Origin of the sequence: Nocardia sp. NPDC004604 (genome assembly GCF_040609795.1) — a bacterium.
Lineage (GTDB): Bacteria > Actinomycetota > Actinomycetes > Mycobacteriales > Mycobacteriaceae > Nocardia.
The window spans coordinates 1-22,149 of the sequence record NZ_JBEXLC010000082.1; the positions used below are offsets into that span (position 1 = coordinate 1).

26 protein-coding genes and 1 tRNA gene are annotated in these 22,149 nt (G+C 64.5%); 21 read left to right on the plus strand and 6 right to left on the minus strand.

Translation table 11 applies throughout. The annotated features are described in order from the left end of the window. Positions 1-412 precede the first annotated feature (412 nt). Both ABZW16_RS26815 and ABZW16_RS26820 read right to left on the minus strand, forming a co-directional pair. On the minus strand, positions 413-1,054 hold the full coding sequence (locus tag ABZW16_RS26815; protein WP_354958819.1) for a hypothetical protein: 642 nt from the start codon (positions 1,052-1,054) through the stop codon (positions 413-415). Positions 1,055-1,209: 155 nt separating this feature from the next. Then, entirely contained in the window at positions 1,210-2,046 is an 837-nt protein-coding gene (locus ABZW16_RS26820) for a sigma factor-like helix-turn-helix DNA-binding protein (protein ID WP_354958820.1), read from the minus strand. A 128-nt stretch (positions 2,047-2,174) separates the two neighbouring features. On the opposite strand from ABZW16_RS26820, the gene ABZW16_RS26825 reads away from it, so the two are divergent. The 14 genes from ABZW16_RS26825 (at position 2,175) to ABZW16_RS26890 (ending at position 10,619) form a co-directional block, all read left to right on the plus strand. After that, complete coding sequence (locus tag ABZW16_RS26825; protein ID WP_354958821.1) at positions 2,175-2,651, plus strand: hypothetical protein; 477 nt, start codon at positions 2,175-2,177, stop codon at positions 2,649-2,651. A gap of 2 nt (positions 2,652-2,653) precedes the next feature. After that, positions 2,654-2,938 (plus strand): hypothetical protein, encoded by a 285-nt coding sequence (locus ABZW16_RS26830; protein WP_354958822.1) that lies wholly within the window; start codon positions 2,654-2,656, stop codon positions 2,936-2,938. A gap of 29 nt (positions 2,939-2,967) precedes the next feature. Further along, positions 2,968-3,603, plus strand: a complete 636-nt coding sequence (locus ABZW16_RS26835) for a DUF2637 domain-containing protein (protein WP_354958853.1) — start codon at positions 2,968-2,970, stop codon at positions 3,601-3,603. Continuing rightward, positions 3,603-3,854: a hypothetical protein gene (locus ABZW16_RS26840; protein ID WP_354958823.1), complete on the plus strand. Its 252-nt coding sequence runs from the start codon at positions 3,603-3,605 to the stop codon at positions 3,852-3,854. The genes ABZW16_RS26835 and ABZW16_RS26840 overlap by 1 nt, the downstream gene beginning before the upstream one ends. Continuing rightward, complete coding sequence (locus ABZW16_RS26845) at positions 3,854-4,093, plus strand: hypothetical protein (RefSeq protein ID WP_354958824.1); 240 nt, start codon at positions 3,854-3,856, stop codon at positions 4,091-4,093. Before ABZW16_RS26840 ends, ABZW16_RS26845 begins: the two co-directional genes overlap by 1 nt. After that, the gene (locus tag ABZW16_RS26850; protein ID WP_354958825.1) at positions 4,093-4,503 is read left to right on the plus strand and encodes a hypothetical protein; all 411 of its coding nucleotides are present in this window, start codon (positions 4,093-4,095) and stop codon (positions 4,501-4,503) included. The genes ABZW16_RS26845 and ABZW16_RS26850 overlap by 1 nt, the downstream gene beginning before the upstream one ends. Further along, positions 4,503-5,804: an FtsK/SpoIIIE domain-containing protein gene (locus ABZW16_RS26855; RefSeq protein WP_354958826.1), complete on the plus strand. Its 1,302-nt coding sequence runs from the start codon at positions 4,503-4,505 to the stop codon at positions 5,802-5,804. Before ABZW16_RS26850 ends, ABZW16_RS26855 begins: the two co-directional genes overlap by 1 nt. Further along, complete coding sequence (locus tag ABZW16_RS26860; protein WP_354958827.1) at positions 5,801-6,127, plus strand: hypothetical protein; 327 nt, start codon at positions 5,801-5,803, stop codon at positions 6,125-6,127. Before ABZW16_RS26855 ends, ABZW16_RS26860 begins: the two co-directional genes overlap by 4 nt. Further along, on the plus strand, positions 6,124-6,342 hold the full coding sequence (locus ABZW16_RS26865) for a hypothetical protein (protein WP_354958828.1): 219 nt from the start codon (positions 6,124-6,126) through the stop codon (positions 6,340-6,342). The genes ABZW16_RS26860 and ABZW16_RS26865 overlap by 4 nt, the downstream gene beginning before the upstream one ends. Before the next feature lie 246 nt (positions 6,343-6,588). Further along, entirely contained in the window at positions 6,589-6,825 is a 237-nt protein-coding gene (locus ABZW16_RS26870; protein WP_354958829.1) for a hypothetical protein, read from the plus strand. Next, on the plus strand, positions 6,822-7,469 hold the full coding sequence (locus tag ABZW16_RS26875) for a hypothetical protein (protein ID WP_354958830.1): 648 nt from the start codon (positions 6,822-6,824) through the stop codon (positions 7,467-7,469). The genes ABZW16_RS26870 and ABZW16_RS26875 overlap by 4 nt, the downstream gene beginning before the upstream one ends. Then, positions 7,469-9,166: a replication initiator gene (locus tag ABZW16_RS26880; protein ID WP_354958831.1), complete on the plus strand. Its 1,698-nt coding sequence runs from the start codon at positions 7,469-7,471 to the stop codon at positions 9,164-9,166. Before ABZW16_RS26875 ends, ABZW16_RS26880 begins: the two co-directional genes overlap by 1 nt. Before the next feature lie 14 nt (positions 9,167-9,180). Continuing rightward, positions 9,181-9,363 carry a helix-turn-helix domain-containing protein gene (locus tag ABZW16_RS26885; protein ID WP_354958832.1) on the plus strand — a complete coding sequence of 61 codons (183 nt, stop codon included), beginning with the start codon at positions 9,181-9,183 and terminating at the stop codon, positions 9,361-9,363. Further along, complete coding sequence (locus ABZW16_RS26890) at positions 9,363-10,619, plus strand: tyrosine-type recombinase/integrase (protein ID WP_354958833.1); 1,257 nt, start codon at positions 9,363-9,365, stop codon at positions 10,617-10,619. The genes ABZW16_RS26885 and ABZW16_RS26890 overlap by 1 nt, the downstream gene beginning before the upstream one ends. 48 nt (positions 10,620-10,667) lie before the next feature. On the opposite strand, the gene ABZW16_RS26895 is transcribed toward ABZW16_RS26890, so the two are convergent. Then, positions 10,668-10,743: transfer RNA gene (locus tag ABZW16_RS26895), tRNA-Thr, on the minus strand. 382 nt (positions 10,744-11,125) lie between these two features. On the opposite strand from ABZW16_RS26895, the gene ABZW16_RS26900 reads away from it, so the two are divergent. From ABZW16_RS26900 to ABZW16_RS26930, 7 genes are all read left to right on the plus strand, one after another. Then, a complete protein-coding gene (locus ABZW16_RS26900; RefSeq protein ID WP_354958834.1) occupies positions 11,126-11,320 on the plus strand; it encodes a sigma factor-like helix-turn-helix DNA-binding protein in 195 nt (64 codons plus the stop codon). Between the two features lie 159 nt (positions 11,321-11,479). Continuing rightward, positions 11,480-13,039 (plus strand): AMP-binding protein, encoded by a 1,560-nt coding sequence (locus tag ABZW16_RS26905; RefSeq protein WP_354958835.1) that lies wholly within the window; start codon positions 11,480-11,482, stop codon positions 13,037-13,039. Between the two features lie 129 nt (positions 13,040-13,168). Continuing rightward, positions 13,169-13,843, plus strand: a complete 675-nt coding sequence (locus ABZW16_RS26910; RefSeq protein WP_354958836.1) for a DJ-1/PfpI family protein — start codon at positions 13,169-13,171, stop codon at positions 13,841-13,843. A gap of 42 nt (positions 13,844-13,885) precedes the next feature. After that, a complete protein-coding gene (locus ABZW16_RS26915; protein WP_354958837.1) occupies positions 13,886-14,185 on the plus strand; it encodes a hypothetical protein in 300 nt (99 codons plus the stop codon). A 124-nt stretch (positions 14,186-14,309) separates the two neighbouring features. Continuing rightward, a complete protein-coding gene (locus ABZW16_RS26920; protein ID WP_354958838.1) occupies positions 14,310-15,392 on the plus strand; it encodes an MBL fold metallo-hydrolase in 1,083 nt (360 codons plus the stop codon). Between the two features lie 252 nt (positions 15,393-15,644). After that, complete coding sequence (locus ABZW16_RS26925) at positions 15,645-16,226, plus strand: TetR/AcrR family transcriptional regulator (RefSeq protein ID WP_354958839.1); 582 nt, start codon at positions 15,645-15,647, stop codon at positions 16,224-16,226. A 40-nt stretch (positions 16,227-16,266) separates the two neighbouring features. Continuing rightward, positions 16,267-17,055 carry an SDR family oxidoreductase gene (locus tag ABZW16_RS26930; RefSeq protein WP_354958840.1) on the plus strand — a complete coding sequence of 263 codons (789 nt, stop codon included), beginning with the start codon at positions 16,267-16,269 and terminating at the stop codon, positions 17,053-17,055. A 15-nt stretch (positions 17,056-17,070) separates the two neighbouring features. On the opposite strand, the gene ABZW16_RS26935 is transcribed toward ABZW16_RS26930, so the two are convergent. From ABZW16_RS26935 to topA, 3 genes are all read right to left on the minus strand, one after another. Continuing rightward, positions 17,071-18,276, minus strand: a complete 1,206-nt coding sequence (locus tag ABZW16_RS26935) for a DNA polymerase III subunit delta' (RefSeq protein WP_354958841.1) — start codon at positions 18,274-18,276, stop codon at positions 17,071-17,073. 424 nt (positions 18,277-18,700) lie between these two features. Beyond that, positions 18,701-19,204, minus strand: a complete 504-nt coding sequence (locus tag ABZW16_RS26940; RefSeq protein ID WP_354958854.1) for a DUF664 domain-containing protein — start codon at positions 19,202-19,204, stop codon at positions 18,701-18,703. A 131-nt stretch (positions 19,205-19,335) separates the two neighbouring features. Beyond that, on the minus strand, positions 19,336-22,149 hold the full coding sequence (gene topA / locus ABZW16_RS26945; RefSeq protein WP_354958855.1) for a type I DNA topoisomerase: 2,814 nt from the start codon (positions 22,147-22,149) through the stop codon (positions 19,336-19,338).

Genomic DNA, 22,149 nt, shown 5'->3' on the forward strand with positions numbered 1-22,149 from the left:
GGTGCCACATATAAAAATTGAATGCCTTCAGTGATTAACTTATTTTCAATCTCAGATTGTTGTTTTTTATTTAAACTGGCGGCGCTTGCGCCGCCCCTTGATCCTGTATGGCGGAATTCGGCAACAACCCGCGATGGTGACGGCCGTCGCGGACTGGGCGCCTATGACTCGCGTTCATCCGCACGTCACGGCTCTGATGGTCCGAGTTCCGGGGTGTCCGGCGGGTGGTGGGGCGTCGCCGCACGGGTGCTCAGGTGACGTGGGTGTTTCATTCACTGGCACCACCCCGCCCATCCCCCACACCCCTTCACGCTCCACCCCGCCGCGTCGGGGGTGGGATCGGCTGTGTTCCAACGGTTCTGGTCGGTGCTCTGACGTAGGGGGGGTGGGTAGAGGCTGCGCCAGTCGTGAACTACAGCCGGACTACCGCGATCGCCTTGTCGTCGTGGCGCTTGGGTCGTGGTTGCTGCTGTCCGTTGGGGTCAGTGTCCGACTCCCAGCGGTGGCAGCGGGTTAGGAGGTTGGCAAGTTCGTCGGCATTAAGGCGCGCAACCTCGGGCCACGAGACTCCTAGCGACACAAGAGGGTCGGATGCGCCATCGGTTGCGAGTACCGCCCAAGGCACGGCACTGCGGGCATATCGGGTGACGAATGCGTGATTGGCAGCGTCGGGGTTGGCCTCGGCTATCCAATAGCCGCCGTGGGTGTTCCGGCATGTGCGTTCGCGCCGCTGGAGCTCGGCGAGTAGCGCGTGGTGCTCGGTGTCGTAGCCGGTACCCGAGTCGAGTCGCGAGCGGTATAGCGATGATTCGGGCAGCCTGAGTTGGCTCAGCCGGTCGTCGGTGATCGCGTCGTATGAGTCGTCTGCTCCACCGATCACGACGGAGGAGTCGCCGAGGACGAGAGAATCGATGGTCGTCGAGTTGACCCGCAAGATGGCGACGGTGCTCGATGGTGCCGAACCGGGATGCAGCTGAAGGCGTTTCGCGGTGCTCGCGATGGCCTCGTACAGAATGGTGTCTAGATCGCTACGGCTGTGGCGAAGGAGCCTCACCAACTCCTCGCCGAGCACGTCAACGAAGTCTCCGGCGGAAGCGATGTCGGCGGTAAATGATGATGCGCCATCGAGAACGATGATGGCGTCGTCTGTTGTGAATATCCTGTCGTCTCCGGAGCGCTCGGGAAGTTGTGCCGTGGCAACGTGCATGATCAGCTTTCAGATGCGTACGGGCCGACAAGGATTCGGCTCGTGGTGACTGCGAAGTCTTCGTCGAAGTCGCATGCGACGACGCCACCCACAAACCGAACAGACGGCTTGAAGAGGCCATCAAGGTTTTGATCGAGCCAGTGGGCAACTCCGAGAGAGCCCACGCTGGTGATACCAGCGATGTGCACAATCACTCGGTCTTGGTCTACCCGCCGCGAGAAGTAGCCGATATCGGTTCGAACCGAACTGTCTTGGCGATAAGGGGATTGGTGGCGGCCCCCGGCTCGTGAATCAGTGATCCACCAGCCCTCATCGGTTCGTTCGAAGTCGAACACCGGATCGTCGGCTAGAAGGCGGCGCGCGACTGGTGCGGACTTGGGGCCGCAGATGACAACGGCATCCCCCGATGGCACTTCGCTGGTGTCTGGATCGATCGCAAATCGAGTGGAGGCCAGGGAGAGGCGCACAAGCGTGGCCTCCAGCGCTTCTTGTGTCGCCTGGTCTGACGCGTCGAAGAACGGCCGCTCGCGTCCTTCTTCGAGACCGAACCTGCGTGGAATCCCAACGGCGACAGGGCCAACGCCGAAGAATGCCCGTTCTGGCCGTGGCGCGGTGGTACGGATCTGGCTGATTCGTCCCTTCGTTAGGCCAAGCTGCTCCGCGATCTCGGTGTAGCTCATGCCGCGGTCGCGGTGAGCCTCTTCGATTGCTGCCTTGCGCAGCCGTGCCAACTCCGTTGCCCGCTGTTGGTAGACCGTCATGAGGTCCGTTGCCCGTTGGCCACGCCGGATCGGATCCGGGTCGTTCCGGACCTGTTCGAAGTCATCAGCGATAGCCACGAGTACGAGTTTAGAGGGTCTTGACTCAGAGTCGAGATTGGCCGTATTCTTGAGTTTAGACCCCCTAAATCCGCCAGAGGATTTGCTCGCTTCATGAGTTTAGGGGGGGTAAACGATGGGAGATTCAGATGGCTATCAAAAGGGGTTTCCGTTTCCCGATCGAGTTCGGTGCAGCGTTCCCGAAGGGGCTGCTGCTGATGGGTGAGTTGGCGCCGTTGACGAAGTACAACCCGGACCGGAATGCGGTGCCGGAGCAGATGATCGACTACGACCCGAAGACGGGGGAGGGGTCGGCTCAGCCGTTGTGGACGGCGACGGTCACTGACCCGCATGAGGGGTCGGACGGCAAGGGCAAGCGGGCCAGCTTCGACATCATCTTCGTGTCGCCGGTGCAGCCGATCCCGGTGGGCGAAGAGATCGTTCCGGGTACGGGCATGCGGATGATCGAGTTGGAGGGTTTGACCGCTGAGCCGAAGGTGATGGGCCAAGGCGAGTTCAAGTACCAGGGCTACACCTTCCGTGCCACGGGCTTCAAGGGTGACAACTCCGGCGCCAAGCAGCCTCCGGCCGATCCGGGTGCGGCGCGTCCCTCCAAGGCCGCGTAGTCATGACCGACGATCGGACTCCCGCTGAGCACATGGCCGATGTCGCGTCTTGCACCTTGGACCGGCTCGATGGGATCTGCTTGGAGTTGGAGTTGCTGGCAAGCCAGTTGCGGATGCTGGGCGGGTTTGCGCTCGAACATCCCGACCTGGGAGTGGACGGCAACTACCTCCTCGCGGCGGGTGACGGCGTGGTGACGATGCTGCTGGGTTACACGCCGGAGGAAGTTCGGACTCTGGCGTCCCGGCTGCCGCTTCGTGGTCTCGAATTCGGTTGCGAGGCACGCTGATGGCTACGGGTAGAGCGGCTGCGGTGAGTATGCGTGTGACGCGTGTGTTCGCCGTGGTCACCATCATCGGTGTCGGGGTGGCCGCGTTCCGGTTGTCCTTCGCCACGCTCAAAGACCTGGCCGTGCTGGCTCATATCCCGGCTGATGACGCGTGGCTGTTGCCGGTGGTCATCGACGGAACGATCCTGCTGGCCACCGCGGGCACGCTTGTGCTGGCCAATCATCCAGATCGTCGGTACTTCCTGCGGCTGCTGATCATCGGCGCCGCGGTCTCGATCGTCGGCAACTGCCTGCACGCGGTGGTCTCCGGTATGGCGCTGCCGACGTGGGCGTCAGCGGTGTTGTCGGCGGTGGTAGCCGCTATCGCCCCAATATCCCTGCTCGCAGACACACACGGTTTGGCTGTGCTTCTGCGTGCGGCACAACACAATTCGGCTCCCGCGCCTGCACCTGTGGCGGATGAAGTGGCCGACCAACCAGTAGAAGCGCCAGCTCCTGCTGTCGAGGAAATAGCGGAAGTAGTGGAAGTTCCTGCACCGCAACCGCTTCCGGTTCCTGTCCCTGCTCCGCATATCCGCCCGGTCCCTGTGCCGGTGCGTCCTATCCGTCCCGTGCGACCGGTGCAAACGATGCTGCCGATCGCTGTCCCTGCTGGGGGTCTCTGATGTCTGAAAAGTTCTATCCACGTCACACAACCGGTCGCGATGATGACGTGCTGGTGATGATGGCTCACCATGGCGTGTCGTTCGCAGTGGTCTACTTCGACGGCAAGATCATCGTGCGCATCGGCCCCGACTGCGGAATGCATCTGTCGGTGGAGCAGGCGCGAGGGCTTCGGGATCTGCTCGACGCCGGTATCGCCGATGCCCTCGACGCTGCCGCGTCCCGCGTCGATCTGGTGAAGGCGGTGGCGTGATGACTACTACCGTTCCCAATCCCGGCCCGGTCTCGGGTGGCCTGCTCAACGTGAAATACGTTCCAGCACAACGATTCCAGCCTGTTGAATCCACTGCTGGCGTGTCGTTCCTGGTGGGTGGTGTCGAGGTGCGTCTGAGCGTCGCGGATGCTCGTGCGCTCTCACACGTCCTGCCGAATGTGCTGGCCGAACATTCGGTTGCGTTGGCATTCGCTCCGCTGCTGGGGGAGGTGGCGTGATGTTCTTGCGTGAAATGTTCGGCTTCCCGCCGCCACCTGTGCGGATGGAGACCGGTTACGACCCGGGTCAAGACGTCGTTTTCTTGAAGGTAGGTCGCAACGGGGTTGTGCTGTCCCCGCGAGAGGTGTTCTGGCTGATCGAGGATCTGCTGGATGCCGTGGATGAGCAGACCCGCAGTGTCGTGGCCGAACAACAGTTTGCCGTCCCCGACACCTCGTTTCCCGGTGAGGTGGAAGCGTTCTGCGACCGATTCCCCAGCGGTGAGCTGGCCGTGGTGATGGAGATCGGGAGCGAGACGACCGTTCACACCTCGGTGCGGATCGACTACGACCAGGCCGAGGCGCTTGCGGCTGAGTTGGTTGCGGCCCTGACCGAGTTCGGTATTGCTCGCGGGTCAGCGGTGGCGTGATGTCGACAACGTTGGCTTTGCTGTCTGCTGGTGCGGCAACGGGTTCGGCGGTGCTGGCCTTCTGGTCCCGCCTGGGTGTTGGTGCCCGTCCGGTCACCGCGGCTGATATCGCCGCGCAGGCTCCGCCCGGGTTGGACACGGCTGTCTCGATTCTGGCCGAACCGGCGCAGACGAACATGATGCTCGCCGCGCTGGGCCTCGGGTCGATCGAGGGCGGGTTCCCCCACATCGAGAGCTACTACTACACCGATCACGGCCTCGATGTGGACGTGCTGATGCTGGGTGGTCAGTCCCTGTCGGACTGGAACAACGATGAGGTCCTCGACCAGTTCGCTACCTACCTGCGTGTTCCCGGGGTGACCGTGGTGTCACCTGAGCCCAGCTGGGTCCGTCTTCAGGTGCGGGTGTTTGACACCCTCGCTGCGCCGACAACGGTGTCGGAGGTGGTTCACAACGGTGTGGACCTGGAGGCGGTCCCGGTCGGGGTGACCGAGAACTTCGAGATCTGGCGGTTGCGGGTCCTCTACGGGCACATCCTGCTGGCCGGTGCGACGGGTTCGGGTAAGGGCTCGGTGTTGTGGTCGCTGGTGGCTGGTCTCGGTCCTGCGATCAAGGCCGGGTTGGTGGATGTGTACTTGGGTGATCCCAAGGGCGGCGCGGAGTTCGGTCGTGGTGAGGATCGGTTGTTCGTCCGCTTCGCCACCGACACGGACACGATTCTGGCGATGCTGCGCGAGGCCGAACAGACCATGCGTGAACGGCTGATAGGGATGCGCCACGCCGGTATCCGCAAGCATGTTCCGACCACCGATGAGCCGCTGATCCTGATCATCATCGATGAGGCTGCGGCGTTGTCCTCGTATGCCACCCGCGACCAGCAAGAGGAGTTCCGTCGCCTGACCGGGCTGTTGTTGTCCCAAGGCCGCGCGGCGGCGGTGTCGGTGGTGGCGGCGTTGCAGGACCCGTCGAAGGAGACCATGCCCAACCGGCAGCTGTTTCCGGTGCGGGTCGGTTTGCGTCTGGATGAGCCATCCCAGACCACGATGGTGCACGGTCAGGGCTCCCGTGATCGGGGTGCGCGCTGCGACCGGATCAGCGAACACACCCCGGGTGTGGGTTACGTCGGTGAGGACGGCACCGCCGAGTTCGTACGGGTGCGTGCGTTCTGGGTCTGCGATGACGCGATCGACCGGCTTATCGAGCTGTATTCCCCGGCACCGGAAATGACTGGTCCTACTGAGGATTACAGCGGTTTCGATCCCGATGACCTCGGCGACGATGAAAGGCCGGTGGCGGCATGAAACGCGGGTTCGTCTCCGAATGCCATGTCGTCATCTACTGCGACGGCTGCGGCGACATCTACACCGAGAACGAGAACGAGTCGATCTGCTTCGACTCTGTCAATCAGGCCGTGCACTACCTGAACGCTCGATCGGCTGGTGTCGGCTGGATCTACGACGGCGACAAGGTCCACTGCGATGGCTGCCTGGCCACCGCGATCTGCGCCGACCGCGGCCACACCTTCCCCGACACCTGGCAGACCACGAAACGGCTGCTGGGCATCTCCACCCGTTCGCGCACCTGCACCGTGTGCGGCGTCCCCGAAATCGAGGCTCTGCCATGACCATCCGCCGGATCAACAACACCGACCGTTTCGACCGCGACGACATCGACGCCGCAATCCATACCCGTTCGGTCCGTCGCTGCCATCTCGAACGCTGCGGCTTGGACTCGGTCGCGGTCGCGGTGCACCTGCTCGTGGAAACCGGTGAGGCCCCCGGCTGGGATAACGGCATCGACGAGAGCTTCGACGGTGACGAGTGGGGGTGGGCGGCATGAGGGCCGAACTCGAATGCTGCGACGAACCGATGTACATCGAACCGTCCGAGCCATGGGGGCTGATCATGCACTGCTACGGGTGTGGTCACTGGGAACCATACGAGACCGACGAAGACGGCCATTGCTGCGGTGATCCCGAGTGCAAAGACTGCGGCGACTGGGGACCGAATGAGCCGGACGAGACCGCCCATATCGACAGTGATCCCAGTCCCGTCTCCTACGGCCCTGCGAGAGAGGCGTGGTCCGATGACTGCCCGTTCTAGTCGGCGTGTGCAGTGGGGCGTGTTGATCGGCGAGACCGTGCGCCTGCTGCCCAAGGCCCGCAACGTCACCGACGCCACCCTCTACGCCTCCAAAATCACAACACCCCGAGGCACGAAAACCCCTGTCGTGTACCGGCATTCAGACAACGACATGTGGCATCGCTGGATCGATGACGTACCAGTCCCCACACAACTCAACCTGTTCGAGGTCTCGGCATGAATACGAAAACGACTGATACACAACATGATCCGTTCGACATGTTCGCTGAGGCGTTGATGAATCTGGTGTGGTGGTGCTGCATCGGAGTCGGCGTAAGCGTGTGGTGGGCAATCCTGTTCCCGATGATCTCGATCCCCCTCATTGTGGCCGTCGCGGTCGGGGGTTTGGCGGGCTGGCCGGTGGGTGTCGTGCTGGTCGGGATATCTATCGCGGGGATGGTGCTCTGGCGTGCGAAGCATCCGGAGACCTTCGAGCGGTGGGTATCTCGACGGGCACGTGTCCGGTTCTTGATCTGGTGGCGCTACCGGCGCCGCTGGTCGAAGTTCGTCACCGCCTGCGGGCTGAGTGTCACCTATGACGATGGCACCCTGGTTCCCCGCCTGGCTGCGGTGGATATCGGGGACTACCAGGATCGTTTACAGGTGCGGATGCTGGCCGGTCAATGCCCCGCCGACTACGAGAACCGAACCATAAAACTGGCGCACGCCTTCGGTGTCGAACACTGCTACGCCTCCATCGTCGGCCCGGGAACCGTGGGACTGATCTTCCGCCACCACGACGCACACACCGATACCGATTCGCGCACCAACACCATTGAGGTACCGCGTATCGACGGTGGTCTCCGGAGAAAGGACGCTGCCTGATGACTGAGAACGGCACCGACGAAACCCGGACTCGCGAAACCGCTGCCGATCGTCGCGCCCTCCCGAACCTCCACGACGTCGCGGTCGCGGCTGCCGAGAAGTTCGGGGTGTGCGTCCGGCCGGTCACGATGCGTACCGAGGACCCGCGCACCGGGACCGTGTCCTACATCGGGGCACCGTGCAAGGCGACGGTCGAAACGGTGTGCAAGCCGTGCGCGGACAAGGCCCGCTACCTGCGGATCACCCAATGCCGGGAAGGCTGGCACGCCGACGCCGAACCGGTCGCGGAGAAACGTGAACCGACCGAGTGGCAAACCGAATTGCTCACTGCCAGAGCCGATCTCGCTGCCCAATACGCCGAAGCGAAAGACGACGGCGACGAAGATCTGATGGCCGCTATCCGGGAAATCGTGGCTGATCTCGACAAGGAGCTGCGGGCGTGTGGTCTGCGTGGCCCGCTGCCCTCTCTGGATCCGAAAGCGGCCAAACGTCGTGCTCGCTCCACCAGGCGGCGTCAGGATGTGCCGGATCTGCCGCGTAAGAAGGTGGCGCGCAACACGATCGGACGCGTCTACGGCGGCAAGCACCGGCCCTCGATGATGGTCACCCTGACCATGCCGTCCTACGGTGCGATCAACCCTGATGGCGCGGTCGACAAGAAGACCGGTAAATCCTGCTCGGACGGGTCACCCCGTCGGCCCGACGAGTACGACTACCCAAGTGCCGCCCGCGATATCGTGTTCTGCTCGGCGTTGTTCGACCGCTGGATTCAGAACCTGCGCCGGGCGGTCGGCTATGACGTGCAGTACTTCGCTGCCGTGGAACCGCAAAAGCGTGGTGCCCCGCATTTTCACGTGCTGCTGCGCACCGCCATCCCGCGCGACATCCTGAAATTGGTCACCGCGGCTACCTACCACCAAGTGTGGTGGCCGCACTTCGACCCGGACAACGAGCGCTACTCCGGGGACCAGATGCCGGTCTGGGACCACAAGGTGATGACCTTCGTCGACCCGGACACGAAGGCACCGTTGCAGGGCTGGGATGAGGCCCTGGACATCCTCGATACCGTCGATGACCTCGAACCGGCGTACACAGTGCGGTTCGGGGCTCGCATGGACCCCGGCGACATCCGTGGACATGTGCCCGGCAAGGATGCCGACCGGGCCATCGGCTACGCAACGAAGTACCTCACCAAGTCGATCAGCGAAGTCCTGGAAACCGATTCGGTGCGCACCGCGATCCACTACGACCGGTTGCACGCCGAACTCAAACACACCCCGTGCTCACCGAAATGCGCGATCTGGCTGCGCTACGGCATCATCCCCAAGGGCGCCAGCGACAAAACCGTTCCCGGCAAGTGCAAGGGCAAAGCGCATCGTCGGGACACCCTCGGGCTTCCCGGTCGCCGCGTCCTGGTCTCGCGGCGCTGGTCAGGCAAGACCCTCCCCGACCACAAGGCCGACCGCGCCGATTTCGTTCGGCAACTGCTCGCCGATGTCGGCATCGTCAAACCAGACACCTCGCACTTGAAGGTCACCCCGGTCGAACCCGGCGACCAATTCAGACCGTTGCGGGAACACCTGATCATGGCCGCGATCTCGCAACGAACGACATGGCGTGCCGAGTACCTGAAAGCCAGGATGGCCGCCGATCCACCAGGAACACAACAGACTTCGGCAATCGGAGAAGCGGCATAGGAGGGGGATCGGAAATGGCAGACAGCAGATTCATGACGGTGCAAGCGGCGGCGGATGAGTTGAAGGTGAGCCGATACGTCATCTACCAGCTGATATGGGCGGGTGAGGTGCAGTCGGTGAAGTTCGGCCGGTGCCGCCGAATTGTTCGGCAATCCTTCGACACCTACGTATCCGACGCGATCGAAAGTGCAGCCTGATGAGCGAAAAAGGCAAGAGCAAGAAGCGCAACCCCAACGGCTCCGGCACAATCGGGACGCGCAAAGACGGACGTGTCGAGTTGAAGTTGTTCGTCGAAACTCCGGACGGCAAGCGTAAACGAGTCAGCGTCTACGGCGCGACCTGGGAAGAGGCGGACGCGGAACGTACGCGGCTCAAGGAGTTGCAGCGCAAGGGAATCCCGGTCGACGTCACGACGATGACGGTTCGGCAATATCTGGGCCGTTGGCTGACAACCGTGGCAGAACCGTCGATTCGGGGCACTACCTTCGTGACGTGGGAGGCGCTGGTTCGGCTGTACATGATTCCGGGAATCGGCAAGTACAAGTTGAAGGCGTTGCAGGCACGGCATATCCGGGATTGGCTGAACGGGCTGCCGACGCAGTGCCAGTGCTGCGCGCAAGGCAAGGATGCAAAGCGTGTCGCAAAGTCCGACGACCAGAGCAAGGCTCGGTGCTGCGCACGCAAGCCTGTCGAGTGCTGCCAGCAGTATGTGAGTACGGGCACCAGGCGAACAATTCTGCGGGTGCTGCGGGCTGCGCTGCAGGATGCGGTGGACGACGAGGTTCTGGCGCGCAATGTTGCCAAACAGGTGAAGATGCCGACCGGGCACATTCGCAAGGAAAAGGCATGGACCGAAGAGGAAGCGTTGCGGTTCCTGGAGACGGCGAAGGATCACCGGTTGTACGCGCTGTGGTCGGTGGCGTTGGCGATCGGTCTGCGCCGCGGGGAAGCTCTCGGGCTGCGCTGGTCCGAAGTGAATCTGACCGCGGGCACGGTCGACATCGTCAAGGCGCTCTACCGGGTCGGCGGAACGCTGGGCCTGCATGATGTGAAGACCGAGAGTTCGGAGGCGTCGGTGCCGCTGCCGCCCAAGCTGCTGGCGATACTGCGGCAACACCAGATCGATCAATCCGAAGACGCCGAAGTGTCGAACGCGAACAAGCTCGGGTTGGTATTCACCTCGACGCGGGGCACGCCGCTGGAACCGCGGAACGTGAATCGGGCCTTCGCGGAGCTGGTGAAGAAGTCCGGTGTGCGCCCGATCCGGTTGCATGATCTGCGTCACTCGTGCGCCACGCTCCTGTTTGCTCAGGGCGTGGACCCGGCGACCGTGCAGCGGATTCTGCGGCATGCCTCGATCACCACAACCACGAGCATCTACATGGAAGTGATCGAACGGGTGCAGCGAGACGCGGTCGCCGGTATGGACAGCCTGTTTCCCGACAAAGCCTGACTGTCGTCAAAAACTGTCGTCAGGGCGGGGCGACAAGGTTGGAAAAGGTGGAGCCGCCTGGGGGAATCGAACCCCCGACCTTTTCATTACGAGTGAAGCGCTCTACCGACTGAGCTAAGGCGGCGTGCCTTTCGGCGTCGCGAGTCTATCGCCTCGACGGTCGGATCGCGAAAACGGGAGGTCAGCGTCAGAATCATCCCCTGACGTGCACCGCCGAAAGTCGCCGGACTCCATCATGCATGTAGCCAGGGCACTCGGTCATCACCGGTTCGGTCTGGTGGGCCGATCGGGGCGCCCTCATCGGCCTCCGCGCGGGTCTTGATCACCCGGGGGCGGTGCAGTATCTCGGGATCGGCGCCCGACCACGCGGGCGAACCCGGCGTTGAGAGTGTTCGCTGCCACCTGACCCATCCTGCAGTCCTGTGACCATTGGCAGTCGGTCGGTGGCGACTGCTTCAGTCCGAATTCGCGCGAATCCTTCGGCGGACTCGAAGTCTCCTTTGTATGTGCCGACGATTCGGTCGGTACAGGACTGGAGGTCGAGATGGATCGATGCCCTCCCCCTCGATCAGCGGCAGGTCCTGATCACGCGGGACATACCGGGCTCGAGCGGGCCAGTGGTTGCCGACGCGCTCGGCCTGAGCCTCGCCGCGACCAAGTCCCGGCTGCATCGCGCCGCGCTGCGCGAAAACCTGGCCTGACATGGATCCCGGAAGAGAACCGGACATCTGAAGGACCGGCGAATCGGTCGCCGAAGTACTGACCCGAGCAACCACCGAGCCTCGCAGGGCACTCGGGTCAGGGTGGCTCTGCGGCGCAGCTGCGAGGTCACCTCTCATCGAAGAGGTAAAGGACGTCACATGAATCTGACCGACTACATCGATCGCGGCGCCAGAGTCGCGCCGACCGCGCCGTGTATGACACTGCCCGACGGTACGACGTTGAGCACCCATGCCGAGTTCCATCGGCGCACCCACCGCATCGCCGCCGCGTTGCTCTCCGATGGTTTGGAACCTGGTGAGCGGGTCGCGATCTTCAGTCCGAACGACGCTGATGCGTTCGCCTGCATCGTTGGCGCAATACGTGCCGGCGGGGTGTGGATACCGGTGAACGTGGCCAGCCGTGGGGCCGAGATTGCCGGCTTCCTGAATCTGACCGGCTGCACCCGGCTGATCTACCACGGCAGCCTCGCCGCCCACGTTTCCATTTTGCTGGAACTCGTTCCGTCGATCGTCACGGTGGTCTCGATCGGCCCCGGCCGCCCTGGAGATCCGGTCCTGCGCGACTGGATTGCTCCAGAAGACACGTTTGCGCCCGACCTGCCCGCCGACCCCGCTCGGATCGCGGTGCTCGCGTCGACCGGCGGAACCACAGGCACTCCGAAGGCGGTGCCGGTCAACAACTTGCAATTGCTGCTTATGTGTCTGGCGAACAACGTGTACTTCCCCGAGCCGGAGCGACCCCGGTACATCTGCGCAACGCCGATGACACACGCCGCGGGCATCGTGGCGTTCCCAGTGCTCGCCGAGGGCGGCCGAGTGATCATTCACCAGGGCGTGAAGCCGAAGGAGATTTTCGACTCGATCCGAGTCAATCGGGCGACGAGGATCCTCCTTCCCCCAACTGCGCTCTACGCGCTTCTCGGACACCCCGAGGTCCGGGCGCAGGACTTCTCCTCCTTGCGTTATTTTCTCGTCACCGCGGCGCCGATCGCGCCCGAACGCCTAGCCGAAGCAGTCGAGGTATTCGGCCCGGTGATGACTCAGGTATTCGGCCAGACCGAGGCTCCGCTCATGTGCACCGTCCTCACGACCGATGAGACAGCCGACGCGGTATCCGAGCCCACCCATCGAGGTCGGCTCGCCTCATGCGGGCGTCCTACGGTCGTCGCGCGCGTAGAGATCATGGGCGAGGACGGCACGCTGCTCGGGCCGGGCAAGCAAGGAGAGATCGTGATCCGGTCCGACCTCGTCTTCGACGGATATTGGAACAACCCCGAAGCCACTGCGGAGACCCGCCGCCCGGGCGGATGGCATGGCACAGGCGATATCGGCCTACGCGACGCAGACGGATTCGTCTACATACTCGACCGCAAAAAGGACATGATCATCACCGGGGGGTTCAACGTATTTCCCTCCGAAGTCGAGGCCGTCCTACACACCTTTCCCGGCGTGCTGGACTGCGCGGTCATCGGCATCCCCGACGAGAAATGGGGCGAAGCCGTCACCGCTGTCATCGAACCCAAGAACAACGCCGATATCGACACCGATGCGCTGCTTGCTCTCTGCAGAGAAAAGCTCGGCCCGGTCAAGACACCGAAGTCGGTGCAGATCCGCCGTCTGCCGAGATCACCCGTCGGCAAGGTCCTTCGCCGTGAACTGCGCGACGAGTACTGGGTTCATGCCAGCCGGCAAATCTGATCGCGTTCATCGCTGTCCTGTTGGCGATTAACCGGTGAAATCTGGCGCGTATCCCGATGGTCAGGCGAGCCCCCGCTAAATAACGTGCAGTTCAGTTGATCATTCTCCCCTGCTTCGAAGGATGCCCACATGCACGTCCAGGTCGTTCTCTTCGATGGCTTCGACCCACTCGACGCCATCGCCCCGTTCGAAGTACTCCACGCGGGCGGCACGGCTTCCGATGGATCGATCACCGTCGAGCTCGTCTCGGCCGAAGGGCCACGTGAGGTGGTCAGCGGTACCGGCGATCTGACACTGCGCGCGATCGCCGCATTCGACCCCACCCGCGCCGGCCTGGTGCTGGTTCCGGGCGCTGCCGGTCTGGTCGGCGACCCGCAGGAACAACCGTCCGACGAAGACACCGCGGGTGAATATATCCAGGTTCGCCTCGCCCGGACGCTGGATACCGCGCTGCCCGCGTTGCTGAAAGACGCCATGGAGAACCCCGACATCACGGTCACCACGGTCTGCGGCGGCTCACTGGTGCTGGCCATGGCGGGCCTCACCGAAGGCCGCCACGCCACCACGCACCACCTCGGGATGGACCTGCTCGAAGCCACCGGCACACACGCGGTGCGGGCCCGCATCGTCGACGACGGTGACCTGGTCACCGCAGCAGGGGTCACCTCCGGCCTCGACCTCGGCCTATACCTCCTCGAACGCGAGATCGGGCCACAGGTCGCGCACGCCGTCGAAGAGCTCTTCGCACACGAACGGCGAGGCGTCGTCTGGCGCAACGCCGGGCCCGCGCCGTCCTCGTTCTGACCATCCCGAATTGCCAAATCCTCTTAAGGAAGGACTCGTCACATGCAACCTTCGGAGACATGGGACCTGACCATCGCCACCCCGATCGGGAAGGTCAACGCCGTTATCGACCTGTGCGAGCGCGACGGCGCCTGGCACGGCACCGCACAGGGCGCCGGTGAAGACGCCGAGCTCCGCGACCTCCTGCGGGACGGAGATCGGATCACCTGGCGGCAGGCCGTCACCAAGCCGATGCGGCTGAACCTCGCCTTCGACATGACCATCGACGGTGACGCTATGACCGGCACTTCGAAAGCAGGCCGTCTCCCGTCATCCAAAGTGACCGGCCGACGTCGACGCTGAAGGCCGGATCGTCACTCTCGGAAAGTGCATCATGTGTGACTTCATTTCCCGCGCTGCCGGGGAGGTCGCGAGCGGTTCGAACCGGCGCCGGTTCCTCCAGAGCCTGGGAGCCGCAGGATCGGCGTTGGCCCTAGGCACTGCGGCAGCCTGCGCAACACCCCGCCGCAGCACGGAACCAGTTGCCCGCACCCGGATCGTGCCCCTGGGGACCGCGGGTGGACCGACCTTGCTCGACCCCGCGCGGGCCGGCGTGTCCACCGCCATCGTCCATGCGGACCGGATCTACCTGGTCGACCTCGGACTCGGCGCATACCAGCGGCTTGTGCAAAGCAGGATCGCACGCGGCCTGGCCAATGGTGACCTGCTCGAGAACGTGCGCGGGATCTTCTTCACCCACCTCCACAGCGACCATGTCGCGGACTGGCCCGCGCTCTACGTCACCGGCGTTTCGAACGCGATCGGCCGTACCGCCCCACCCATCCAGGTGTGGGGGCCGGGTGTACGGCCCACCTTGCCCCGGGTCTTCCCGCCCGGCCGTCCGCAACCACCCATGTTCGAACCCGGCGACCCAGGCCCCGGCACCGTCGGCATGACCAGCCATCTGCGCCAGGCCTTCGCGACCGACCTCAACGATCGATCCCGCGACAGCGCCCTCGCTGGCCCCGACACACTGTTCGAGGTCCACGACATCGATCTCGCCGGTATCTGGACACCCGACCCGGAAGGCGAACCACCTCGCCTGTCCGCACCGATCCACATCTGGCAGGACGACGACGTCACAATCACCGCAACCCTCGTCGACCACCACCCCACCGCGCCGGCCTTCGCCTACCGGTTCGACACCCCGGACGGCTCGATCGTCATCTCCGGCGACACAACGGTGAGCAAGAACCTCATCGACCTCGCCCACGACACCGACTACCTGGTGCACGAAGTGATCGACGCCCAGTTCGCCGAACAGGTCGTCGCCCACCTACCACCCGACAAAGCCGCGCCCATCCGCGCACACCTGCTCTCCGCTCACACCACCATCGAGCAGGTCGGCGCACAGGTCGCACAGGCCGCACGAGCACACAACCTGGTTCTCACCCACCTCGTTCCGGCGAATAACCCGATAGCACGGTGGAAGCTGGCGCAACAGGGCTACTCCGGCCGCCTCGTGATCGGCAACGACCTGGACGCGCTGAACGTGGGAGTGTCGGTTTAACGGCTCTGGCTCACCACCGGAGGTGGCCGAAGGCCGGTGACTGCACGATGCCTCGGCGGCTGAGCCCGGGCATTCAGGCTGGTCTCGTTGCAAACGGTGGCACCGCTGGGATGCAAGAGTTCCGCTGGGCTTGTCCTACGTTATCCATGCAGATAATGTTATCTGCGTGGATAACAAAGTGTCCGACCTTGGTGCGCCACGGGGTGATCGGTCCGTCACCTGCGCCGAGGTCGGCTGCTAGGCGCAGCGGTCATGACCACCCGTCAGGCGGCGACGGCGGCCCGCAGACAACAGATCACCCATACCGCGATAGCCCTGCTCGGCGAGCTCGGCTATCAGGCCACCACCTTCGAGGCCATCTGCAATAGGGCCGGGCTCAGCAGCAATCGGCTGATCACCTATCACTTCTCCAGTAAGGACGAGCTGTTCGCGGCCGTTGCCGATCAGATCGTCGCCGACGCCGAAGCCCACATGCGGCCCGCCCTCGAGGCCGCGACCGGTGCCCGAGAACTGCTCGCCACCGTCATCCGGGCGAACGTGGCGTTCATCGCCGGTCACCTGCCGCAGGTGCGGGCGCTCCAACAGATCCTTCTCAACGGCGGTCACGGCGTCTGGGAGCGGCACCACATCGAATCGCTGAAGCGGCTGGCCCGTCTATTCGCGGAGGGCCAGCGCACCGGAGCCTTCCGCCCTTTCGACCCCCAGGTCATGGCAGCGGCGCTACGAGCCTCCATCGACAGTGTGGTCCCGCTCCTTTCCGCTGGACTCGACCCCGATCTCTGCGGAAATGAACTGGTCGAACTCTTCGACCGCAGTACGAGTGAACAGCCCTGACGGGAAGGCAATCGCCGGCCTGCAAACTGAAGGAAGCACAATGACGTTTACCGAGGTTGCCGGGCGTACGTATGTCGTGACCGGCTCCGCATCGGGCATCGGCGCTGCGACTGCGACAATGCTGCGCGAGCGGGGCGCCAAGGTCATCGGTTGCGACCTCAGCGACGCTGATATCGAGGCTGACTTGGCTACGCCCGAGGGGCGGCATTCGCTGGTCGACCAGGTGGCCCAGTGTGGGCCCATCGACGCAGTGCTCGCCATCGCAGGGGGCGGCAAAACCGGTCTCCTCGAGATGAATTACTTCGGCGCCGTCTCGACGCTCGAAGGGCTAAGACCGCTGCTGGCGCAGAGCGCGGCGCCCCGAGCCGTGGTCGTGTCCTCCACCTCGTCGCTGGCACCCGCGGACGAGCGCGTGGTGCAAGCATGTCTCGACGGTGACGAAGCCGCCGCCGTCGCCTACGTTGAAGCGGACCCAGATATCGGTGGCGCTACCGGTGCCTACGGCATTGCCAAACGCGCGCTTAATCGCTGGGTACGCAGGGTTGCCCCGACACCCAGGTGGGCGGGATCCGGCATCGCCCTCAACGCTGTCGCACCCGGCGTCGTCGACACACCCGCGGCCGCCTGGATCCTCACGAGCGAAGACACCCGCACCGCCATCGAAACCGCAGCGCCGCAGCCGTTCGGCGGCTTTCCCGGGCGACCGGAGTGGGTCGGCGAACTCATCTGCTGGCTCGCCGGTGCGGACAACCGTTTCGTGACCGGTCAGGTCATCTTCGCCGACGGGGGTGCGGAGACGGCGTTGATCGGAGACCTGCACTGGCGTTGAAACGGGTAATAGCGGTCACGCGGATTGGGCGGCGATGAGGGTGGCGACCATGGCGGCAAGGGCGAAGCGGGGTTTGACGTTGAGATCGAGGGCTTCGCGGCAGGCGAGGACGGCATCGAGGGAGCGGAGCAGGCCTTCGGGGCGGACGCGGTCGGCGAGGTCGTGGATCTGGTCGGACAGATCGGGGTGGGTGAGGGCGACGCCGGAACCATTGCGGGCTGCGCCGAAGCGGACGGCGAGGGCATCGCGGTAGACGCCCGCGACGTCGATGAGGGCGCGGTCGAGGGCATCGCGACCGGTGCGGGTGGCGCGGGACTTCTGCCTGCGCTCCAAATCCTTCAGCACACCGGCCGAGCCCCGGGTCGCACCCGCGGCACCCTTGCCGGTACCGCCAGCGCCGAGTGCGGTCGCCAGCTCTTCCCGCTCGCGTTCGTCGCGGGCCGCACTCATCTGCTTCGCCTCGTCGTCGGCCGACTTCACCAATTCGTCCGCGGCCGCATAGGCGGCACCGGGCCGCGAAACCGCGCCGACCAGCGCCAGCGCACGCTGACGGCGCGATCGGGCCTCCTCGTCGGTGGCCAGCCGCCGGGCCCGCCCGACATGGCCGCCACTCACCGATGCCGCCCAGTTGGCCGTCTGCTCGTCGAGCTTGTCGCGCTCACGCAGCACCTGTGCGATGGCGGGCACCGAAGGCGTCATCAGATGCACATGCCGACAGCGCGAACGCAGCGTCACGGAGATGTCCTCCGGATCCACCGATGGCGCGCACAGCAGGAACACCGTCCGCTCCGGCGGCTCCTCGACCACCTTCAACAGCACATTGCCCGCCGCCTCGGTCAACCGATCGGCGTCCTCGATCAGCACCACCTGCCACCGGCCGGTACTCGGCCGACGCGCGGCGATCTGCACGATCTCGCGCATCTCCTTGGTGCTGATGCTCAGCCCCTCCGGAATCACCCGCCGCACATCACCATGCGTTCCGGCCATCGTGGTCGTACACGCATGGCATCGCCCGCACCCCGGCGTCCCCTCGTCGGTGCACTGCAGCGCGGCCGCAAAGCACAGTGCCGCAACCGATCTCCCCGATCCCGGCGGCCCGGTGAACAGCCACGAATGCGTCATCGCCCCATTGCCCACACCCCCGCGCGCGGCAATCGAAGCAGCCGTCAACTCGGACTCGACCGTATCCTGGCCGACCAGTCGATCGAAGACACCCGCCACGCCGTACACCCTAACCGCCCCCACCGACAGGGTCCCGCCCGAGCACCACGACCGTGCTGAACCGCCGCTCGGCAGCCGCATGCCACCATCCGGGCGGCGACGGCCCGATTATCCGCGAGGTCGGCTGATCGGGATGCAATCCGAGCCTACGCAGCGCCTCCCCGGCGACCCGGATATCGAACCGGCTATGCCAACGGCCCTCCGGACCTGGTCCACAGCCTCGAGTCCAGCAGACTTCGTCAACGGTGAACGGCATCCAGTCGATACCGCGCTCGCGCAGTCAAGCGCGCACAGCCGCCATCGGACGCGGACTGTCCGCAAGGTACTCATAGCCCGCGATGTAAACCCACTCACGACCGGTCACGCTCATGGCTCCATGATGCCGGTTCATGCCGAATCTCGCAGGCCCGCAGAGATTTTCGACTCACACTCGCTGATGAGTGGTGTTCGCGCCGTCGAGCGCTTCGCGAATGATGTCGGCGTGACCGCTGTGGTGGGCGATTTCGCGCAGGACGTGCAGCACGGTGAAACGCACCGTCCACCATTCGCGTTCGGGCGTCCACGGCGTGGTCGGTGTGGGAATGGACGTGTTCAGGTCGGGTTCGGTCCGGATCAGCTTCTCGGTCGCCGCCGCGACCTCGTCCCAGGCTGCCAGCAGCCCGGCCACCGTTTCATCGGGTCCGAGCACGTACTCGCCATCGAATTTCGAAACGTCGAGTTCGGCCGTTTCGTCGCGCTCGATAATGACCGTCGTCCAGTGGCTTTCGCAGCTGACCAGGTGATGCAGCAGCCCACCGAGCGTCAGTTCGCTGACCGTCGTGCGTTGCCGCGCCTGTGCGTCGTCGATGCCGCGCAGGGTGATCCGGAATAGCTCGCGCTGACTGGCGAGCATGGCGATGAGATTCTCGCGTTCCTGGTCGATGGCCATGGACAGTCCCTTCACGATCGTTCGTCGATATGGGGCGAGGTTACGGCATAATCGGCCAGCACCCGGCTCTCGATGGTCCGACCGCAGAGCGTACCGCGCCGATCGATCGATTCGACCGATCGGCACAACCGTCAGGACTTCTTCGCGGCCGCCTTCTTGGCGGCGGTCTTCTTGGCCGCCGTGGCCTTGGTCGCGGTCTTCTTCGCGGCCGTGGCCTTCTTGGCTGGCGTCTTCTTCGCCGCCGCCTTCTTGGCCGTCTTCTTCACCGGACCACGCGCGCGCCGGTCGGCGAGCAGTTCCGAGGCCCGCTCGTCGGTGATCGAGTCGACCTCATCGCCCTTGCGCAGGCTGGCATTGGTCTCACCGTCGGTGACATACGGACCGAAACGGCCATCCTTGATCACCATCGGCTTGCCGGTGGCCGCGTCGTTGCCGAGCTCGCGCAGCGCCGCGGTGCTGGCCGCCTGCCGTCCGCGTCGCTTGGGCTCGGCATAGATCTTCAATGCCTCGTCGAGCGTCACGGTGAAGATCTGGTCCTCATTGAGCAGTGAACGAGAATCTGTGCCCTTCTTCAGATATGGTCCGTAACGCCCGTTCTGCGCGGTGATCTCCTCACCGCTGGTCGGATCGGCGCCGACAACGCGCGGCAATGACAACAGCTTCAGTGCATCGTCGAGCGTAATCGTGGCCAGATCCATATCTTTGAACAGCGATCCGGTCCTCGGCTTCGGCGCCGCAGCCTTTTTCGCGGTCTTCTTGGCTGGCGGCGGTCCGTCCTCGTCCGCAGGCTCGGGCAGGATCTCGGTGACGTACGGCCCGAAACGTCCTTCCTTGGCAACGATTTCGTGTCCGGTCGCTGGATCCACACCCAGCGCACGCCCCTCCTGCGGCGTCGAGAAGAGCCTCTCGGCGACCTCGGCGGTCAGCTCGTCCGGCGGCAGATCATCGGGCAGATTCGCCCGTTGCGAGATCGAATCCCCTTCTGGGTCATCGGGATTGGCGACCATCCGCTCCAGATACGGCCCGAAGCGGCCGACCCGGACCACGACGTCGCGACCCGCGTCATCGACGAACAGCTTGATCGAATTGACCTCGCGGGCATCGATATCGTCGAGCCGCTCACCGACCATCTTCTTCAGACCGCCGGAGCGCGCGACCGACCCCTCGACACCGTGATCGCCGCCGAAATAGAAGCTGGACAACCAATTTCCGCGCTGCTCGCGTCCACCGGCGATGGCATCGAGATCGTCCTCCATCGCGGCGGTGAAGTCGAAGTCGACCAGTCGCCCGAAATAGGCCTCCAGCAGACCGACTACCGCGAACGCGACCCAGGACGGCACCAGCGCACTGCCGCGCTTGTACACATATCCGCGGTCCAGAATCGTCTTGATGATCGACGAATACGTCGAGGGTCGACCGATGCCGAGGTCTTCGAGCGTCTTGATCAACGAGGCTTCGGTGTACCGCGCGGGCGGATTCGTGGTGTGCCCGTCGGGATTCAGCTCGACCGCGGTAACGCGCTCACCCTCGTCGAGTGCGGGCAGCCGGGATTCGGCGTCATCGGACTGACCACCCGCCTCCTCGTCCACACTTTCGACATAGGCCTTCAGGAAGCCCGGGAAGGTGATGGTCCGGCCGGAGGCGGAGAAGACGCATTCCTCACCGGTGCCCGCAATACCGGTGATCCGCAGCGTCAGCGTGGTGCCCCTGGCATCGGCCATCTGCGAGGCGACCGTGCGCTGCCAGATCAGCTCGTAGAGCCGGAACTCGTCATTGTCCAGCCGCGCGTGCAGTTGGCCCGGGGTCGCGAAGGTATCGCCTGCCGGACGGATCGCCTCGTGCGCCTCCTGCGCGTTCTTCACCTTGCGGGTGTACTGACGCGGCGTCGGATGCACGTACTCCGCGCCGTAAAGCTGGGTCGCCTGCGATCTGGCCGCGGCGATGGCCGACTCCGACAGCGTGGTCGAGTCGGTACGCATGTAGGTGATATAGCCGTTTTCGTACAGCCGCTGCGCGACCCGCATGGTGCGCTCGGCGTTGAACCGCAGTTTGCGGCCCGCCTCCTGCTGCAGTGTCGAGGTCATGAACGGCGCGTACGGCTTGCGCGAATACGGTTTGGCCTCCGCGGAGGAGACCACCAGATCGGCGCCCTCCAGCGCCTCGGCGAGGCGCCGGGCGTACGGCTCGTCGAGTACGACAACCCCATTGCCCTTGAGCTGACCGTCCGGACCGAAGTCCCGCCCGGTGGCGACCCTGGTCCCATCGACGGTGACCAGACGCGCCCCGAAGGTCCGCGGATTGGTGGCGTCGCCGTTCTCCCCGCCCGCGTCCAGCTTCGCCGCAATATCCCAGTACTCGGCCGAGCGGAACGCCATCCGCTCACGCTCGCGCTGCACGATCACCCTGGTCGCGACCGACTGCACCCGGCCGGCCGACAACCGCGGCATGACCTTCTTCCACAGCACGGGGCTGACCTCGTAGCCGTACAACCGGTCCAGGATGCGCCGGGTCTCCTGCGCGTCGACCAGATCGTTGTCCAGATCGCGGGTATCGGCCGCGGCGGCCAGGATGGCGGGCTCGGTGATCTCGTGGAACACCATGCGTCGCACCGGCACCTTGGGCTTCAACGTCTCCAACAGGTGCCAGGCGATGGCCTCGCCCTCGCGGTCGGGGTCGGTGGCGAGATAGAGCTCGTCGGCGTCCTGCAGCAGACTCTTGAGCTCGGAGACCTTGGCCTTCTTATCCGGGCTCACCACATAGATCGGCTCGAAGTCGTTGTCGACGTCGACGCCGAGGCGCGCCCAGGACTGCCCCTTGTACTTGGCGGGAACATCCGCCGCACCGCGCGGCAGGTCCCGGATATGACCGACCGAGGCCTCGACCATGTAATTGCGGCCGAGATAGGGCGCAATTTTGCGGGCCTTGGTCGGGGACTCGACGATCAC